This window comes from Kribbella sp. NPDC051952, from assembly GCF_040680855.1.
Classification (GTDB): domain Bacteria; phylum Actinomycetota; class Actinomycetes; order Propionibacteriales; family Kribbellaceae; genus Kribbella.
Genome location: NZ_JBFAXQ010000004.1, coordinates 225986 through 243391, shown reverse-complemented (window position 1 = coordinate 243391; position 17406 = coordinate 225986). Strand labels below are relative to the sequence as shown.

At 67.3% G+C, this 17406-nt stretch carries 15 protein-coding genes, 2 tRNA genes, 1 pseudogene and 1 riboswitch; of the genes and pseudogenes, 7 read left to right on the top strand and 11 right to left on the bottom strand.

The features are described 5' to 3' along the window. Window positions 1–52 precede the first annotated feature (52 nt). Window positions 53–850 carry a CPBP family glutamic-type intramembrane protease gene (locus AB0L70_RS10455; protein ID WP_363682274.1) on the top strand — a complete coding sequence of 266 codons (798 nt, stop codon included), beginning with the start codon at window positions 53–55 and terminating at the stop codon, window positions 848–850. 42 nt (window positions 851–892) lie between these two features. On the opposite strand, the gene AB0L70_RS10450 is transcribed toward AB0L70_RS10455, so the two are convergent. The 5 genes and pseudogenes from AB0L70_RS10450 to AB0L70_RS10430 all read right to left on the bottom strand — a co-directional run. Next, window positions 893–968 (bottom strand) — tRNA-Glu (locus AB0L70_RS10450). 78 nt (window positions 969–1046) lie between these two features. Further along, window positions 1047–1118 (bottom strand) — tRNA-Gln (locus AB0L70_RS10445). Window positions 1119–1234: 116 nt separating this feature from the next. Further along, window positions 1235–2161, bottom strand: coding sequence for a type II CAAX endopeptidase family protein (locus AB0L70_RS10440; protein WP_363682272.1), 927 nt, complete (start codon window positions 2159–2161; stop codon window positions 1235–1237). After that, complete coding sequence (gene gltX, locus AB0L70_RS10435; protein ID WP_363682270.1) at window positions 2158–3666, bottom strand: glutamate--tRNA ligase; 1509 nt, start codon at window positions 3664–3666, stop codon at window positions 2158–2160. Before gltX ends, AB0L70_RS10440 begins: the two co-directional genes overlap by 4 nt. 4 nt (window positions 3667–3670) lie before the next feature. Further along, window positions 3671–4447 (bottom strand): annotated as a pseudogene (locus AB0L70_RS10430) (fumarylacetoacetate hydrolase family protein); the annotation flags it as partial. Between the two features lie 41 nt (window positions 4448–4488). Here AB0L70_RS10430 and AB0L70_RS10425 point away from each other — a divergent pair. After that, the gene (locus AB0L70_RS10425; RefSeq protein WP_363682268.1) at window positions 4489–5031 is read left to right on the top strand and encodes a GNAT family N-acetyltransferase; all 543 of its coding nucleotides are present in this window, start codon (window positions 4489–4491) and stop codon (window positions 5029–5031) included. Between the two features lie 500 nt (window positions 5032–5531). Here the strand turns inward: AB0L70_RS10425 and AB0L70_RS10420 are convergent, their stop codons facing one another. After that, on the bottom strand, window positions 5532–6692 hold the full coding sequence (locus tag AB0L70_RS10420; RefSeq protein ID WP_363682266.1) for a hypothetical protein: 1161 nt from the start codon (window positions 6690–6692) through the stop codon (window positions 5532–5534). Between the two features lie 88 nt (window positions 6693–6780). Between AB0L70_RS10420 and AB0L70_RS10415 the strand changes: the two genes are divergently transcribed. Further along, window positions 6781–7278: a MarR family transcriptional regulator gene (locus AB0L70_RS10415; RefSeq protein ID WP_363682264.1), complete on the top strand. Its 498-nt coding sequence runs from the start codon at window positions 6781–6783 to the stop codon at window positions 7276–7278. A gap of 1 nt (window position 7279) precedes the next feature. On the opposite strand, the gene AB0L70_RS10410 is transcribed toward AB0L70_RS10415, so the two are convergent. The 4 genes from AB0L70_RS10410 to AB0L70_RS10395 form a co-directional block, all read right to left on the bottom strand. Further along, entirely contained in the window at window positions 7280–7912 is a 633-nt protein-coding gene (locus AB0L70_RS10410) for a class I SAM-dependent methyltransferase (RefSeq protein ID WP_363682262.1), read from the bottom strand. A gap of 9 nt (window positions 7913–7921) precedes the next feature. Next, entirely contained in the window at window positions 7922–8983 is a 1062-nt protein-coding gene (locus AB0L70_RS10405) for a hypothetical protein (RefSeq protein WP_363682260.1), read from the bottom strand. Next, a complete protein-coding gene (locus AB0L70_RS10400; RefSeq protein WP_363682258.1) occupies window positions 8980–9513 on the bottom strand; it encodes a sigma-70 family RNA polymerase sigma factor in 534 nt (177 codons plus the stop codon). Before AB0L70_RS10400 ends, AB0L70_RS10405 begins: the two co-directional genes overlap by 4 nt. Window positions 9514–9603: 90 nt before the next feature. Continuing rightward, window positions 9604–10431 (bottom strand): class I SAM-dependent methyltransferase, encoded by an 828-nt coding sequence (locus AB0L70_RS10395; RefSeq protein ID WP_363682256.1) that lies wholly within the window; start codon window positions 10429–10431, stop codon window positions 9604–9606. Window positions 10432–10498: 67 nt separating this feature from the next. On the opposite strand from AB0L70_RS10395, the gene AB0L70_RS10390 reads away from it, so the two are divergent. From AB0L70_RS10390 to AB0L70_RS10375, 4 genes are all read left to right on the top strand, one after another. After that, the gene (locus tag AB0L70_RS10390) at window positions 10499–11785 is read left to right on the top strand and encodes a Fic family protein (RefSeq protein ID WP_363682254.1); all 1287 of its coding nucleotides are present in this window, start codon (window positions 10499–10501) and stop codon (window positions 11783–11785) included. A gap of 90 nt (window positions 11786–11875) precedes the next feature. Further along, a complete protein-coding gene (locus AB0L70_RS10385; RefSeq protein ID WP_363682252.1) occupies window positions 11876–12457 on the top strand; it encodes a DinB family protein in 582 nt (193 codons plus the stop codon). Between the two features lie 99 nt (window positions 12458–12556). Further along, a riboswitch (cobalamin riboswitch) is annotated at window positions 12557–12713 on the top strand. A gap of 135 nt (window positions 12714–12848) precedes the next feature. Continuing rightward, window positions 12849–15689 (top strand): ribonucleoside-diphosphate reductase subunit alpha, encoded by a 2841-nt coding sequence (locus AB0L70_RS10380; protein WP_363682250.1) that lies wholly within the window; start codon window positions 12849–12851, stop codon window positions 15687–15689. Beyond that, the gene (locus tag AB0L70_RS10375; RefSeq protein WP_363682248.1) at window positions 15686–16753 is read left to right on the top strand and encodes a ribonucleotide-diphosphate reductase subunit beta; all 1068 of its coding nucleotides are present in this window, start codon (window positions 15686–15688) and stop codon (window positions 16751–16753) included. The genes AB0L70_RS10380 and AB0L70_RS10375 overlap by 4 nt, the downstream gene beginning before the upstream one ends. Window positions 16754–16830: 77 nt before the next feature. On the opposite strand, the gene AB0L70_RS10370 is transcribed toward AB0L70_RS10375, so the two are convergent. Then, a complete protein-coding gene (locus tag AB0L70_RS10370) occupies window positions 16831–17406 on the bottom strand; it encodes an isochorismatase family protein (protein WP_363682246.1) in 576 nt (191 codons plus the stop codon).

Sequence of the window (17406 nt, the reverse complement as noted above, 5' to 3'; positions counted from 1 at the left end):
ATACGCTACCGTATGGACCATCCTCCATACGGAGGCGTATGGAAGGAGTGCCATGCTCGCACCCACCGTTCTGCCCGTGCCGCATCACTACAGGACCAACCCGGCGACCGGACTCGTCCGGCGCCATCCGGTCCTCAGCTTCGTCCTGCTGGCCTGCCTGTTCGGCTGGGCGCCGTGGATCCTGGCCTTCTTCGGCATCGGATCGAATCCCGGCAATTTCCCGCTCGGCCCACTTCCCGCCGCGTTGATCGTGACCGCCTGCCAGGGGCGTGCGGAGCTGCGGGAGTGGGGCGGGCGGCTGCGCAACTGGCGAGCCGCGCCGAAGTGGTATCTGCTCGCCGTCCTGGCTCCGGCCGCGGTGCACGTCCTCAACGTGCTGGTGAATCATCTACTAGGTGCGCCGCTGCCCACCGGGGAACAACTGGCGGGCTGGCCTGGCGCACTGGCGACGATCCCTGTGCTGGTGGTGCTGATCGGGATCGGCGAGGAGGCCGGCTGGATGGCGTTCGCGGCACCGATCCTGCTGCGCCGGCACGGCTTGGTCGTCGCTTGGTTGCTCGCGTCGGCGATGCGGATCCTCTGGCATCTGCCGTTGATGCTCAACGGTGATCTGCCCTGGGTGCTCGGGGTCGTCGGGAACGCCGCTTTCACGATGGTGATGCTGCAGGTCTTCGTCGCAAGCGGCGGGCGGTGGCAACTGGTGGCCGTGTGGCACGCGAGCCTCAACGCCGTCGGCAGCGGGTTCTTCTTCACGATGGTCACCGAAGCGGACAACGCCCGGCTCGGGATCCTGCTCGCGGCCGCGTACACAGTGATCGCAACCCTCACGTACGCGGTCCGGCGGCGCTGAAGCAACAAAGCCTCCCACCCGCGAGGGTGGGAGGCTTTTCTCTGGTAGCCCCGACGGGATTCGAACCCGCGCTACCGCCTTGAGAGGGCGGCGTGCTAGGCCGCTACACAACGGGGCCAGAGGGTTGTCGACCGGTCCTTGCGGGCCGGGCAACGAGGTTGAACCTTACCGATTTCCATCGGCGCGGTCCAATCCGCTGGGGTACTAGGACTCGAACCTAGACTAACTGAACCAGAATCAGACGGGCTGCCAATTACCCCATACCCCAAGGCATTTCTCTGCGATTGTGAGACCGTCTCCGCCCTCACAACCTGGCTCGAAGAGAGTACCCGAGCATCGGCCCGGACACCAAAACGGGTCGGCTCTCGCGGGTTGTCACTCCCGTCACACCAGCCTCGTGCCGGGTGCCGCCGTACCGGTCAACGGCAACGTGCAGACGTTGTCCAGTTTGAACCGGCGGGCCAGCCAGAGCGCGATCGCGCCGAAGGCCACGAACTTCACCACGTCGAGCGTCACGAGGCCCCACGGCGCGTCCTTGACGCCGAGGCTCGCGCCGACGCTGTCCGTCAGGGCCGCGAAGATGAACGTCACCACGTTGTTCGCCGCGTGCGCCGCGATCGAGGCCTCCAGACCGCCCGTACGGATCACGAGCAGGGCAGCGACCAGACCGAACGCGAACCGGTCCAGGAACAGCGCCGGGCTCTGCCACGGCCAGATCCCGTGCGCGATCGTGAAGAGCAGCGTCGTGACCAGGATCGCTATCACCGAACTCCGCACCAGCGCACCGACCGCCTGCAGCAGGTAGCCGCGGAAGAAGTACTCCTCCCCCGCCGCCTGGAACGAGGACGTCAGCACCGTGACCGCGATCACCGCGACCGCATCCGGCGCCGCGCCGCCGCCATGTTGTTCGGCGCCGGCGAGCTCGATGTTGCCGAACTGGATCACCGCGAGCATCACCAACTCGAGCGCGACGGCGATCAGCGCGAACCAGGCCAGCGGCCGCCACCGCAACCGCCCGACCACGGACGACAACAACCCCGGCGCCTGCCCGTTCAGCTTCTGCGCGACCACCATGCTGAGCGGGATCAGGACGATCAACGTCAGGTTCGTCGCCAGCAGCCCGAACCACGAGACCGTGCCCTCGGGGTCCTTCCGGATCGCCTGCTGGAACCCGAGGATCACGACCCCGACGACCATCCAGCCGACCAGGATCGCGAGCGCCCCGAGCACGACGTACCCGCGCGGGCTGTTCGTGTTCCGCAGCAGGCGCAGGTACGTCGGGGCTTCCGGAGTGGAGTCCTGCGGGGTCATGACGTCGTACGGCGGGCCTGCTCGAGCCGGTGCAGCGACTTCTCCCGGCCGAGCAGTTCCAGTGACTCGAACAGCGGCGGCGAGATCCGACGTCCGGAGATCGCCACCCGGACCGGGCCGAACGCGTTCTTCGGCTTCAATCCGAGCCCGTCGATCAGCGACGCCCGCAGGGCCGCCTCGATCGCCTCGGTGGTCCACTCGACGTCCGCGAGCGCCTTCGCCGACGCCTCCAGGACCGCACCCGCATCGCCATTCAGACCCTTGGCCGCGGCATCCGGATCGATCGTGAACGCGTCGTCGTCGATGAACAGGAACCCGAGCATGTCGACCGACTCGGACAGCGTGTTCATCCGCTCCTGCACCAGCGGTACGGCGGCCTGCAGCACCTTGAGCTGGTCAGCCGAAGGCTCGGCCGGAAGCACGCCGCCCTGGGCCAGGAACGGGATCATCCGCTGGGCGAACTCCTCCGGCGGCAGCATCCGCATGTGCGACGCGTTGATCGCCTCGCACTTCTTCGGATCGAAGCGGGCCGAGTTCGAGTTCACCTTGCGGATGTCGAAGGCCTCGACCATCTCGGCCATCGTGAACACGTCGCGGTCCTCGGCGATCGACCAGCCGAGCAGGGCCAGGTAGTTGAGCAGGCCCTCCGGCAGGAAGCCGCGCTCCATGTACTCGCCGAGGCCGGAACCCTTGTCCCGCTTGGAGAGCCGCTTGTTGCCCTCGCCCATCACGAACGGCAGGTGCCCGAACCGCGGGGTCCGGCCGCTGCCGATGCCGATGTCGGCGAGCGCCTCGTACAGCGCGATCTGCCGCGGCGTCGACGGCAACAGATCCTCGCCGCGGAGCACGTGGGTGATGTTCATCAGCGCGTCGTCCACCGGGTTCACCAGCGGGTAGAGCGGGTAACCGTTCGCCCGGACCAGGACGTAGTCGCCCAGATTCTCCGGCAGGAAGGTGATCTCGCCGCGGACCAGGTCGTCGAACACGATCGGCCGGTCGGGCATCCGCAGCCGGACCACGGGCCGGCGGCCCTCGTCGACGTACGCCTTGACCTGCTCGTCGGTGAGGACGCGGCAGTGGCCGTCGTACCCGCTGTGCTGGCCGGCCGTACGCGCGGCCTCGCGGCGCTGGTCGAGCTCCTCCTGCGAGCAGTAGCAGTGGTACGCCTTGCCCGCCGCGAGCAGTTTCGCCACGACGTCGGCGTACGTGTCCATCCGCTCGGACTGCAGGTACGGCCCGTACTCGCCGCCGACCTGCGGGCCCTCGTCCCAGTTGAGGCCGAGCCAGCGCAGCGAGTCGTAGGTGTACTGGTAGCCCTCATCGGTGTTGCGGGCCTGGTCGGTGTCCTCGATGCGGAGCACCAGCTTGCCGCCGTAGTGCCGGGCGAAGGCCCAGTTGAACAGCGCGCTGCGGATGTTGCCGACGGTCAGCAGACCGGTCGGCGACGGTGGGAACCGTACCCGCACCTCGTTCGGCTCGAGGTCGCCCAGCACGTCGTCAGTCACGCACGATCACCTTGTTCGTCAGAGTTCCGATTCCTTCGACGCTGACCGCGACCTCGTCGCCGGGCAGCATCGGGCCGACCCCCGCCGGGGTGCCGGTCAGCACCACGTCGCCGGGCAGCAGGGTGGTGAAGGAGGTGATGTAGGCCAGCACCTCCGGGATGTCGAAGATGAACTGCGAGGTCCGCCCGTCCTGCTTCGGCTCCCCGTTCACCTCCGTCGAGACGCGTACGTCGGACACGTCCAGCTCGGTCGTGATCCACGGACCGAGCGGGCAGAACGTGTCGTACCCCTTGGCCCGGGCCCATTGGCCGTCGCTCTTCTGCAGGTCGCGCGCGGTCACGTCGTTGGCGATCGTGTAGCCGAAGATCACCTCGTTGACCCGCTCCTTGGGCAGATCACGGCAGATCCGACCGATCACGATCGCGAGCTCGCCCTCGAAGTTCAGGTCGTTGGTCTGCTCGGGGTACACGATGCCGTCGCGCGGGCCGATCACACTGGTGTTCGGCTTGAGGAAGATCAGCGGTTCCTTCGGAACCTCGTTGCCGAGCTCCTGCGCGTGGGCCGCGTAGTTCCGGCCGACGCAGACGACCTTGCTGCGCGGGATCACCGGCGCGAGCAGCCGGACATCGGCCAGCTGCAGCTTCTCGCCGGTGAACTGGACCGGCCGGTAGAGCGGGTCCGAGTCCAGCACGGCGACCGTGCCGGTGAGGCCCTCGGGGTCGTCGGTCTCGACAACGCCGTACTTGGGCTCGTCGTCGACGGAGAATCTGGCGATACGCACGGGCTGAGCCTACCGTCGCCGCGGAATGAGACAGTTATGCGGTGACTGTTGATATCCGCCTGGCCGTTCCGGCTGAGTACGACGCGGTGGGCGAGCTGACCGTGGAGGCCTATACGCACGACGGTTTCGTGCGGGGTGATTACGCGCGGACGCTTCGTGCGGCCGCGGATCGGGCCGCCAAGGCTGAGCTGTGGGTCGCGGCCGACGCCGAGGGTCTGCTCGGCACTGTTACTTACTGTCCGCCTGGCTCTGTTTACCGAGAGATCGGGCGAGACGGCGAGGGCGAGTTCCGGATGCTCGGGGTCGCGGGGCGGGCGCGCGGGCTGGGGATCGGGACGGCTCTGACCAACCGCTGCATTGACCGCACCCGGGAATTGGGGGTCGATCGGCTGGTCATGAGCAGCGCGATCTACATGACGACGGCACACCGTCTGTACGAGCGTCTTGGCTTCACCCGGCTGCCGTCGCGTGACTGGTCCCCGATCGCGGGCGTGGACCTGTGGGCGTTCGCCCTGGACCTGCTCGATCCGGACCTGCTCGACCCGGACCCGCTCGACCCGGACCCGCTCGACCCGGACCTGTGACTGTCACGCTGACTGTTGCCGAGTGGACGTCGTACGCGACGGACCACTCGGTCCGCGTGGACGCGTTGCTCGCCGATCACCTCGAACGCCGACAGCGGCGTGAACCGCATCCGGTCGAGGACTTTCTGTTCACCTATTACCCCACGCGCCCGAACCAGCTGCGGGTCTGGCACCCGGGACCGGGAGTGCGGTTGCTGTCGGCTTCGGCGTACGACGGACGCCGGGGGTACACGTACGCCGACGGGGCCGCGTGCCTGGATCCGGCGGAGATCACGCGCCGGGCGGACAGCATCCGGTGGATCCGGCGACTGCTCGGGGCGACGCTGGATCGCCAACCCCAGTTCGGGTGTTTCGGGCTGCACGAGTGGGCGATGGTCTACCGGACTGACGACGTACGTCATGGTTCGTGGCCGTTGCGATTAGGTGCGGAGGGCACCGATCAGGTGGTCGAGTCGCACAAGATCGCGTGCTCGCACTTCGACGCGTTCCGCTTCTTCACGTCACCGGCCCGACCGTTGAACGTCCTGCAGCCGACGCGCGAATCCCAACCAGCATTGGAACAGGGCGGTTGCCTGCACGCCAACATGGACCTCTACAAATGGGCGTCCAAGCTGATGCCGTTCGCGCCGAGCGCGTTGGTGCTGGACTGCTTCGAACTGGCCCGCGACATCCGCACCCTCGACATGCGCGCCTCCCCCTACGACTTCGCTCCCCTGGGCTACGTGCCGGTGCCGATCGAGACCCCGGCCGGCAAAGCCGAGTACGCCGCCGCCCAACGAGCCTTCGCCGATCGCGCCCGCCCACTCCGCCGGCAACTCGTCGACCTCTGCGACGCCCTCCTCGACTAACCTCACCCCATGGGAAAGATCCTCGCCATCGCCTGCGGCATCCTCCTCCTCGCCATCGGCGCGATCTGGACCCTCCAAGGCCTCGGCGACCTCAAAGGCAGCTCCATGACCGGCAGCACCTTCTGGGCCATAGTCGGCCCCCTGGTCGCCGCCGGCGGAGTATCCCTCCTCTACGTCGCCATCCGCGGGCCGCAGAAACGCCGCTAGCACGAACAGCACGAACATGATCAGCAGCAGGATCCAGCGCGGATCGTCGAGCATCAGATCCTTGGCCGCCTGCGCCCGTTCGACGTCGGACAGCGGTTGGATCGAATGATCGGAGTCGGCCCAGCCGAGGCGAGCGGGCACGAAGGCGAGATAGGTCCACACCCGCATCGCGAAGTAGAGAACGGCCGCGGCCACGATCAGGATCCGGCGCCGGCCGGGCCGCCAGGCGACGTACAGGACGGCCGGGATGATCAGCAGTTCGAGGATGCTGTTGACCGCGATGTAGTACGGGATGGACGGCAGGAACATCTGCTCGAGCGCCTCGCCGGTCAGTGAGGTGCTGTTGAGTGCACCGTTCAGCAGGAGGATCGCCATCAGGCCACCGCAGCCTGCGAACGCGAACCCGGCGGTGCCGAGCACGATCAGGCCGTCCGCGACCCGCGGCCTGGCGCCGATCCTGGTGGCGATCAGGCCGATCAGGCATCCCCAGGCCGCGCCGATCACGACCGCCAGGGGCCACGGAATCCAGCTGGACAGGTTGAACAGCCCGGTGATCAGGGCGCTGAACGGGACCACGAGGGCGTAGGGCTTCCAGTTCTCTCTCATAGCAGGAGTGAAGCATTTCGCTGCTTCAAGCATCTACTGCTTACAGCAGCTACCCGGGATCAATCAGGGGTACCCGTAGGTTTGGTCCATGGCGAGCGAGCGGGCAGAGCTGCAGGGCGCATTGGTCCAGGAGATGCCGTGGTACGTGTCGGCAGCAGTGCGCTACCAGATCGCCGTCGCCGACCAGCTCGGCATGCCGCTGACCGACATCCACGCGATCAGTGCCCTGCTGGAGATCGGTCCGGCCGGCGCACGTCAGTTGGCCGACCTGATGGGCATGACTACCGGCGCGGTTACCCGGCTGGTCGACCGGCTCGAGCGTGCCGGCTATGTCCGTCGCGAACCCGACCCAGCCGACCGCCGCCGCATCGTGATCCAGGTCGTGCCCGAACGCGTCGCCGACATCGCGCAGTACTACGAGTCGATGGACACGCGTTGGCAGGACCAGCTCGCCGGCTACACCAACGCCCAGCTCGAGTTCCTGATCGACTTCCTCCGCCAGGGCCGCCACCATGCTCAGGCCGAAACCACGGTCCTTCGCTCGAAGGGGCGTCCGCACGCCACCAGGCGCCGCCGAACGGATTGATTCAGCGGGTGGTTCGGAGGACTGCCCATTGGTAGTGCATGGCCTGGTCGTCGTTCCAGGTTTGCCATAGCTCGAGGTCTGCGTGGAGTCGGAGGGTTTTGCGGAGGGTGGGGTCGGTGCGGATGCTGAAGAAGCGGGCGGGGCCGAAGTCGGTGTTGTCCTGCCAGGCTTGTTCGGTGGGGTCGGAGGCGCCCCAGAGGCCGATGGCCAGTGGGGCGCCGGGGCGGAGGACTCGGGTGATTTCGGACAGGGCTTGGTCGAGGTCCTCGTTGGCGATGTGCAGGAGGGTGCTCATGGTCCAGCCGGCGTCGAAGGTCGCGTCCTCGAAGGGGAGCTCGAGGACAGACGCGACCCGGGCGTCGAGGCCTAGCGAGCGGCAGGTGTCGACGCTCGCCGGCGCGAGATCCACGCCGGTGTAGTCGAATCCGGCGTCCGAGATCGCCTGCCCGTCGCGGCCGGGACCGCAGCCGATCTCCAGGACCGACCGCCGGCTCTCCCGGTCCAGTTGCTGGAGGTACGCCGTACGCCGTGCGACTCGTTCGTCCGGGAGTTCGCGGCCGACGCGGGCCGGAGCCTCGTTGTTGTAGTAGGCGATGAGGTCCTGCTCGCGCTGAGCCCGCTGATCGTCGGTCACGAGGTGATGTTAGTAGCGTCGGGGGGGGTCGTCGCCGGTTGAGCGGTGGACGGTGACCAAGGTCCGGCCATCTTCGGCGGGGGCGGGCACCACTGTGTAGAGGGTGCGGCCGCCGGGAAAGCTGAAGTGCTGGGATGCGCCGGCGGTGTTGGTTGGCACGTCATACGAGGTGATGCCTTCGACCGAGGTCTTCTTGGTGAGGTAGGTGAGGACGAGACCCAGGCGTGCGTCGTGGTCGCCGAAGATATAGGTGTCGTCGGAACCGTTGATCGGCGAGAGGTTGGCGCCCACCGTGTCTTCGGCCTGCGCGCCCGACGAATACGAGCCGTCGGCCGGCATGCTGGCGAACTGGTAGCCGCCTTGGACGGCGAAGACATAGAGCGTCCGATGGCGCAGCATTCCGACGGCGTCGTAGTACATGCGATCGTCGAGCATGATTGGCGTACCGATCGGCGGGGTCGCCTTGACCTGGGCCGACCGCGGATCCAGCGGCAAGGGCGACGCCGTGTGCTGTCCGAGTTCGGACGGATCTGGTGACAGCCGTCGATCCGGCCCGGAGCACAAGGTGCGTTGGCCCACCAGCCAGCCGGTCGGGGTCCGGGTCAGGTCGGTGCGGGCGATGCGCCGGCCGGAGTCGTCGCCGTAGTCGAGTACGCCGGTGTTGCCAGTGAAGGTGAACTCGTACCGCGGTACGCCGTACACCTCTGCTTCCGGCGGCCGTACGTCGGGATTGAGGACGGCGCGAACCCGCTCGCCGGTCGTGGGATCGACACCCGGCACGATGGACATCCGGTCCTTGCAGGCCCAATCACCGATGCTGGCATGCGGCGTCGTCGCGGGTTTCGGCGAGTGGTTGCCGTTGGCAAGGAGCGCGGCGACGACGGCGAACACTGCCAGCACCGAAGCAGCCGCCACGTACGGCGCAACTCGCCGACGCCAGCAGGCCGGATGCGCAGGCACGGGAGCACTCGTGCGGTCCTGCATCGCCTCCCACAGCTGGTCGACGTCGACCTGTACGGCGGACGCGGCTCGGTCGAGCTCCTTCGTCAGGTGGCGCTCGGTTTCGTTCATCGGTGGTCCTCGAGTTCGACCGCGAGCCTGGCCAGGCCACGGCTGACGAGTGATTTGACCGTGCCGACGCGTACCTGCATCGCGTCGGCGATCTCGGCCAGGGGCAGATCCAGCCAGTAGCGCAGTACGAGCGCCTCGCGCTGCCGCGGCGCCAAGCCGTCGAGCGCACGCATCAGCCCGCGGATGGACTCGTCGCGTTCGAGCTGCTCGTCGGCGGGCGCGGCCGTGATCAGGTGCAGGATCTTGCGGTCCGCGAGGAGCTTGCGCCGCTGCCGCGTGCGAACTTCGTTGACCACGATCCGGTTCAGGTACCCGGTCAGGTTGGCGATGTCGCGTTGCTCGCGGGCGACGTACAGCCGGCAGAACGCCTCCTGCACCACGTCTTCCGCGTCCTCGGCACCGAGCAGGTGGGCCAACCGGACCAGCCGGACGGCATGCGCCCGGAACAACGCCTCGAACGCCTCCGGCGGTGGAACGCCGGAGCCCGCTCCCGCCGCCGGCTCCACCACGTCTCCCACGAACAGACCCATACCTAAACGACGATCGCACCGCCAAAAGGTTGAGTCCAGAGCACGAGAGAGCGACCCGCAGCCCGACTCGGCCGGGGGCGGGTGGTCGGGTTAGTTGGAGCGGGTTGCCTTCAGAGCGAACAGGAGGGGGACGCGTGGTGCCTCGTCCGGCAGGCGCCACCAGCCCTCTGGGGTCTGCTGCATCGAGGGCCAGCGGGGCCACTGCAGGACCTCGGACTCACGGAGCGTGGTGACGGTGAAGTTCGAGCCGGCGAGAGTGGTGACGATCTCGCCGAGCCCGTGCCTCCATTCGTAGCTACGCTGCCGGCCCGGGACCTGGTCGCCGGTGTAGGTGACGGTGGAATCGTGCGCGATCGGCCCGCGGCCCTCCAAGTAGTCGGCGCGGAGCGTGAGCTCTTCGGACTCGCCAGGGAGTGAAACCTCGCGGAGGGCGTTGAGCAGCGGGTGAAACTCGACGATGTAGACGAAGCCGCCGGGCTTGAGCAGGTCGTGGACGACCTTGGCCCACTGCTCCAGGTCCGGGAGGTAGCAGAGCGCGCCCTTGCCCGTGTAGACGATGTCGAACTGGCGACCGCTCAATGCATCGACCGCGTCGTACACATTGGCGTGCACGTACTCGACCTCTTGCTCGGCGTCGGCGGCCAACTGACGCGCCTCCTCGAGCGACTTCCGCGAAAGGTCGAGCCCGGCCACGTGTGCGCCACGGCGGGCGAACGCGATCGTCTCGGTGCCGAGGTGGCATTGCAGATGGAGCACGTCGCGACCGTCGAGCGGCCCGAGATCCGTCCACTCATAGTCGGCGAACCAGTACTCCGGAGGCTGAATGTAGAACTGGCTAGCCGCATGCAACGGCGCCCGCGCGTCCCAGTCGGCCTCGTTCGCCGCGATCATCTGCCGAGTCTCTGCGTCCAACGTCACCCCTCCAGTCTGCCCATGACCAGGTCCACCCCTTGTTCAAGGTTGATGGATAAGCTTGAATAAGAGCATGGCACGGGTTGAGTTGCATCGATGGCCTGGGCATCCGGATGGGTTCACCCGGGCAGAGCGGTTGGGCGGGTCGTACGAGTTGTACTTCCCGGACCCACTGGTCGGGCGTGAGTTCGACCTGAGCGACGACGTCCTCGCTGTACTGGAGGACGCCGCCGGCGATCTCGCGCGCCTGGACGCGACCGCGGCCGTGCTGACGAACAGCGAGGCCTTGGCCCGACTGCTGTTGCGGGCCGAGGCCGTCGGGTCTTCGCAGATCGAGGGACTCGTGGTGGGTGCGCGTCGCCTGCTCAAGGCCGACGTCCTGCGCGATCGCCCCGGCAACGGGCCTGGCGACGTCACGGCCGAAGAAGTGCTCGGTGCCGTCGATGCCATGACCTGGGTGACCGATTCGGTCCAGGCCGGGGACAAACTCGAGGTCGACCACCTGCTGGAGGCGCACCGCCGACTGATGGCCCAGTCCCCCACGCCGGAATTCGGCGGGGAGATCCGCTACCTGCAGAACTGGATCGGCGGCCGCTCCCCCGCCGAGGCGTACTACGTCCCGCCACCGGCGCACCTCATCCCCGAACTGCTCGCCGACCTGATGACCTTCGTCCGCGAGTCCCGACTGCCGGTGCTGGCCAAGACCGCGATCGCGCACGCACAGTTCGAGACGATCCATCCCTTTGCCGACGGCAACGGCCGGACCGGACGCGCCTTGATCCACCTGATCCTGCGTGCCGACGGCCTGGTCTCGCGGACCGTGCCACCGGTGTCGTTGTCGCTCGCCACGCACGCGGCGGACTACATCGACGCACTGACCGCGTTCCGATACGTCGGGCGGGCGACCACGGCCAAGGCACAGACGGCGGCGAACCCATGGCTCCGCATGTTCGCCATGGCGTGCAGTCACGCGACCGCGGAGGCCGCTCGATTCGAACAGACCGCAGCTGACCTCAAGACCTCCTGGCGGGAAAGAGCGGCGCCGGTCCGGGCGGGATCTGCGGCCGACCTGTTGATCGAGGCACTGCCGGCAGCGCCGGTCCTCACGCTCGCCGCGGCCGCGCAACTCATCGCTCGATCGCAGCAGGCCGCCAACCAGGGACTCGCGCGACTGGTCGAAGCGAACATCCTCCGCGAAGTCACCGACGGCCGCCGCAACCGTGTCTACGAGGCGCCCGAACTCATCGACGCCTTCACGTTGCTCGAACGCCGATTCGCCAGCCCAGCAGCCGATACGAGGATCGAACCACCTAGCAGACCAGTCCCGTCGAGGCCAGAACCAACACGCCATCCGCATTGACTTTCTCCTTCCCGCCAGGACACAATTCGAACACATGTTCGATCGCGTCTCCAAATCGAGGCGCTGAGACGGGGAGCGTGAGGGACTGTGATGCCGGAGCCGTTCGACTGGGACATCCTGCACCGACCATCCGCGATGGCGATGGTGCGAGGCCAGCTCGGCTTCAGCTGGATGGTGTTGTCCGGCCGGCTCGCCCAACTGACCGACGAGCAATACTTCTGGCGTCCGAGCAGCGAGGCGCTGACCGTCGTACGACGTCAGTACGCCGGTAAGTTCCGATCACTCGGGACCGGCGAATGGGTGGCGCAGTGGCCGGACGAGCCGGACCATCGCGGACCGCGGACGATCGCTTGGCTGATCGCCCACCTGACGGAGATGTTCTTCGAGCGCTGGGAGTGGACCTTCGGCGCGAGTCAGCAGGGCCGCGCCGACATCACCCTGCACGGCAACGCGCGGGATGCGGTCGCGTGGCTGACCCATTGGGTCGACGCGTGGCAGGAATCGATCGCCGCGCTGGACGAGGACCAGGTGATGACGGTCGGCCTGAGCCAGGCCACCGAGCTGGACGCCGGCGAGCCGTTCGGCCACGTCGCGCTGCGACTGAATCGCGAGCTGATCCACCACGGCTCGGAGATCATGACACTGCAGGATCTCTATGCGGTCGCAGCGTGAAGACCGAGTAGCGGCCCGACACGCCGCGACACGCCGGGCCCGCGCCGCGACACGCAGAGGCCGACGGGGCAATACCGGGAATTGTCGGAGCAACCACCTAGCATCACTACTGCTGGTGGTTCGGAGTGGCTGGCACCACAAGATGTGGGTCACTCTGAGGCAACAGGGGAATCCGGTGAGACTCCGGAGCTGCCCCGCAACGGTGAGCGGAGAGCCTCCGCGAGTCCGGATACCTGCCACTGGCGCGCGCACCGCCGGTGCGCGCGGTCCGAGACCTCGCGGGTGGGTCGCAGGGCGTGACGGCAGTGTTCCCGGCCGGTGCGGCCGTGTCGTCGTGCGCCCGCCCGCGCTCAGGTCAAGGGCCTCCGGCACTCGTATGGAGACAGCTTCTGTGACCATCGCTTCGTCCTCCCGGACGGCTGACCAAGCCGACCCGAATTCTTCGGCAGACCTGCCGACCGAGCTGACCGTCGTCCGCCGTGACGGCAGCAGCACCGCCTTCGACCCGACCAAGATCTCGGTCGCGATGAGCAAGGCGTTCCTCGCCGTCGAGGGCGCCGAGGCCGGCGCCACCCACCGGGTCCGTGACCTGGTGACCGACCTGACCGGCCGGGTCGTGGGCGCCCTGACCAGCCGCGGCGACGCCCGTCGCAGCGTCCAGGTCGAAGACATCCAGGACCAGGTCGAGCTGGCGCTGATGCGCGCCGGCGAGCACCAGGTCGCCCGTGCCTACGTCCTCTACCGGGAGGAGCGGACCAAGGCCCGCACCCCCGCCGACGCGGCCGGCATCAGCGAGAAGCCGGCGCTGACAGTCCGCGCGGCCGACGGCAACCGAGCCCCGCTCGACATCGACCGGCTGCGAGTCATCGTCGGCGAGGCGGCCGAAGGACTCGACTCGGTCGATCCTGAGCTGATCCTCAACGAGACACTCGGCTCCTGCTACGACGGCATCGCGCAGCACGAGGTCGAGCTCGCGCTCGTGATGGCCGCCCGGTCGTACGTCGAGACCGAGCCGCAGTACAGCTTCGCCGCGTCCCGCCTGCTGCTCGACCAGATCCGTCGCGAGGCCCTCGGCCGCGTTCACGGTGAGCCCCGGCAGGCCAGCCAGGCCGACATGACCGAGGCGTACGCCGACTACTTCCCGCGCTACATCCAGGTCGGTATCGAGGCCGGACACCTCGACCCCGAGCTGGCCAACTTCGACCTGACCCGGCTGGCCGCCGCGATCCGCCCCGAGCGCGACCTCAACTTCACCTTCCTCGCCCTGCAGACCCTCTACGACCGCTATCTGCTGCACATCGACAAGGTGCGCTTCGAGCTGCCGCAGGCGTTCTTCCTTCGCGTCGCGATGGGGATGGCACTGCGGGAGGACGACCGGGAGGCGCGCGCGATCCAGTTCTACGAGCTGCTCAGTTCGTTCCGGTTCATGTCGTCGACGCCTACCCTGTTCAACTCCGGCACCACCCGGCCGCAGCTGTCGTCGTGCTTCCTCACCACGGTCGACGACGACCTGGCCGGCATCTTCCACGGCATCCGCAACAACGCGCTGCTCGCGAAGTACTCCGGTGGTCTCGGCAACGACTGGACCCCGGTCCGCGGCATCGGCGCCAAGATTCGCGGCACCAACGGCGAGTCGCAGGGCGTCGTACCGTTCCTGAAGATCGCCAACGACACCGCGGTCGCGGTGAACCAGGGCGGCAAGCGCAAGGGCGCGGTCTGTGCCTACTTGGAGACCTGGCACATCGACGTCGAGGAGTTCCTCGACCTACGCAAGAACACGGGCGACGAGCGCCGCCGTACGCATGACATGAACACGGCGAACTGGGTGCCCGACCTGTTCCTGCAGCGCGTCGAGGCGGGTGGCGACTGGACTCTGTTCTCGCCGAACGAGGTCCCCGACCTGCACGATTTGTACGGCGCTGAGTTCGCCGCGGCGTACGCCGGTTATGAGGCGGCCGCCGACCGTGGTGAGATCCGGGTGTTCAAGCGGGTCAAGGCCGTCGACCTGTGGCGCCGGATGCTGACGGTGCTGTTCGAGACCGGGCACCCGTGGATCACGTTCAAGGACGCCTGCAACCTGCGCTCACCGCAGCAACACGACGGCGTCGTCCACTCGTCGAACCTGTGCACCGAGATCACGCTCAACACGACGGTCGAGGAGACCGCCGTCTGCAACCTGGGCTCGGTCAACCTGGTCGCCCACCTCACCGAGGACGGCCTCGACGCCGAACTGCTCCGCGACACCGTGACGACCGCGGTGCGGATGCTCGACAACGTCATCGACGTGAACTTCTACACCACCCCGGAGTCGGAGCGCGCAAACCAGCGGCACCGTCCGGTCGGCCTCGGTCTGATGGGCTTCGCCGACGCGCTGTTCGCGCTGCGGATCCCGTACACGTCCGATGCCGCGGTCGAGTTCGCGGACAGCTCGATGGAGCAGATCAGCTACCACGCCATCGAGGCTTCGAGTGACCTGGCGGCCGAGCGCGGACGCTACTCGACGTACGACGGTTCGCTGTGGAGCCAGGGGGTCCTGCCGATCGACTCGCTCGAGCTGCTCAAGACCGCTCGCGACGGCGACGTGATCGTTGATGAGAGCAAGCAACTCGACTGGGACGCGCTCCGGCAGAAGGTCCGGCGCGACGGCATGCGGAACTCGAACGTGATGGCGATCGCGCCGACCGCGACGATCTCCAACATCTGCGGCGTGAGTCAGTCGATCGAGCCCGCGTACAGCAACCTGTTCGTGAAGTCGAACATGTCCGGTGAGTTCACCGTCGCGAACCCGTACCTCGTCGCCGACCTCAAGGCGCGCGGGCTGTGGGACCAGGTGATGGTGTCGGATCTGAAGTACCACGACGGCGTCCTGGCGGGGATCGAGCGGATTCCGGCCGATCTGCGGGAGCTGTACGCGACGGCGTTCGAGATCGACCCGCTCTGGCTGGTGAAGGCGGCCTCGCGCCGGCAGAAGTGGATCGACCAGGCGCAGTCGCTCAACCTCTATATGGCTGCGCCTTCGGGTCGTGCGCTGGACGAGCTGTACCGGTCTGCCTGGCGGTATGGGCTGAAGACGACGTACTACCTGCGTTCGCAGTCGGCGACGCATGTGGAGAAGTCGACGCTGAAGGGCACCGATGGACGTCTGAACGCCGTACCTGTCAGCGTCCCCGCACCTGTCCCCACCGGGGCCGTGTGCTCCATTGACGATCCTGACTGCGAGGCCTGCCAGTGACCACGACCAACAACTCCACCGGGCTCGGTTCGCTTGCTGTCGGAGCGTCGCGGGTCCAGGTCGCCGACAAGGCGATGATCAACGCGCGGGCCGACGTCAACCAACTGCTCCCTTTGAAGTACCAGTGGGCCTGGGACAAGTACCTTGCCGCGTGCAACAACCACTGGATGCCGACCGAGGTCTCCATGCAGGCCGACATCTCGCTGTGGAAGTCTCGGGACGGGCTGACCGAGGACGAGCGGATGATGCTGAAGCGCAACCTCGGCTTCTTCGCGACCGCCGAGTCCCTGGTCGCGAACAACATCGTGCTTGCTGTGTACCGGCAGCTGACCAACCCCGAGTGCCGGCAGTACCTGCTGCGCCAGGCGTTCGAGGAGGCCGTGCACACGCACACCTTCCAGTACATCTGTACGTCGCTCGGTCTGGACGAGGGCGAGTTGTTCAACATGTACCGCGAGGTGCCGTCGATCTCGGACAAGGACGCGTGGGCGCTGAAGTACACCCAGCATCTGGAGGACCCGGATTTCCGGACCGGGACGCCGGAGTCCGACACCGCGTTCCTACGCGATCTGATCGCGTTCTATGTGGTGTTCGAGGGGATGTGGTTCTACACCGGGTTCGCGCAGATCCTGTCGCTCGGCCGGCGGAACAAGATGGTCGGTATCGCCGAGCAGTACCAGTACATCCTGCGGGACGAGTCGATCCACCTGAACTTCGGCATCGACTGCATCAACCAGATCAAGCAGGAGAACCCGCACCTGTGGACGGAGGCGTTCCAGGCCGAGGTCCGGCAGATGCTGACCGAGGCCTGCGAGCTGGAGGTCGCGTACGGGCGTTCGACCATGCCGAACGGGATGCTGGGTCTGACGGCGGAGCTGTGTGAGCAGTACATGCACTTCATCACCGACAGGCGTGCGGAGCAGATCGGCATCGCCCCCATCTTCGGCGAAACCCGCAACCCCTTCGGCTGGATGTCGGAGGTGATGGACCTGAAGAAGGAAAAGAACTTCTTCGAAACCCGCGTGATCGAGTACCAGTCATCCAGCGGCCTGAGCTGGGACTGAGATAGCCGACAGGTAGAGCCAAGGCGGCGTACGAGCAGATGTGTACGCCGCCTTGTGCGCCGGAGGCTCCCCCAACCTCAGCTCAGGAGGGCGAGGATTTCGGCGGTGGTGCCGGATTCTCCTAGGCGGGGGAAGATTCGGGTTAGGGAGTGGTTGTGGGATTCGGCGGCTAGGTCGGTCATGGCGTCGGTGGCCAGGGTTACGTGGTAGCCGTGTTCGAAGGCGGCTCGGGCGGTGGATTCGACGCCGATGCTGGTGGCTACGCCGGTCAGGACGATCTGGGTGATGCCGCGGCGACGGAGGTGTACGTCGAGGTCGGTGCCGTGGAACGCACCCCAGTTCCGCTTCGTCACGACGATGTCCTCGGGGTGCCCGGCCAACTGGTCGACGATCTGGTCACCGCCCGCGGGTGGCGTCCCGGTCGCGCGGCCCTGCTGCTCGGTCCGGCCGGTCGGGCGATCCCCACCGTCGGCGCTGAAGCTGACCCGGACGAGGACCACCGGAAGGTCGTGCTTCCGGAAGGCATCCGCGAGCTCGACCGTCCGGTTGATCACGTCCTCGGTGGAGTATGGCTCGCCAGGAAGTGCGGCGACGGCGTTCTGCAGATCGATGACGACCAGTGCGGTCTTCGGGTCAAGAGTGGTGACAGGCAC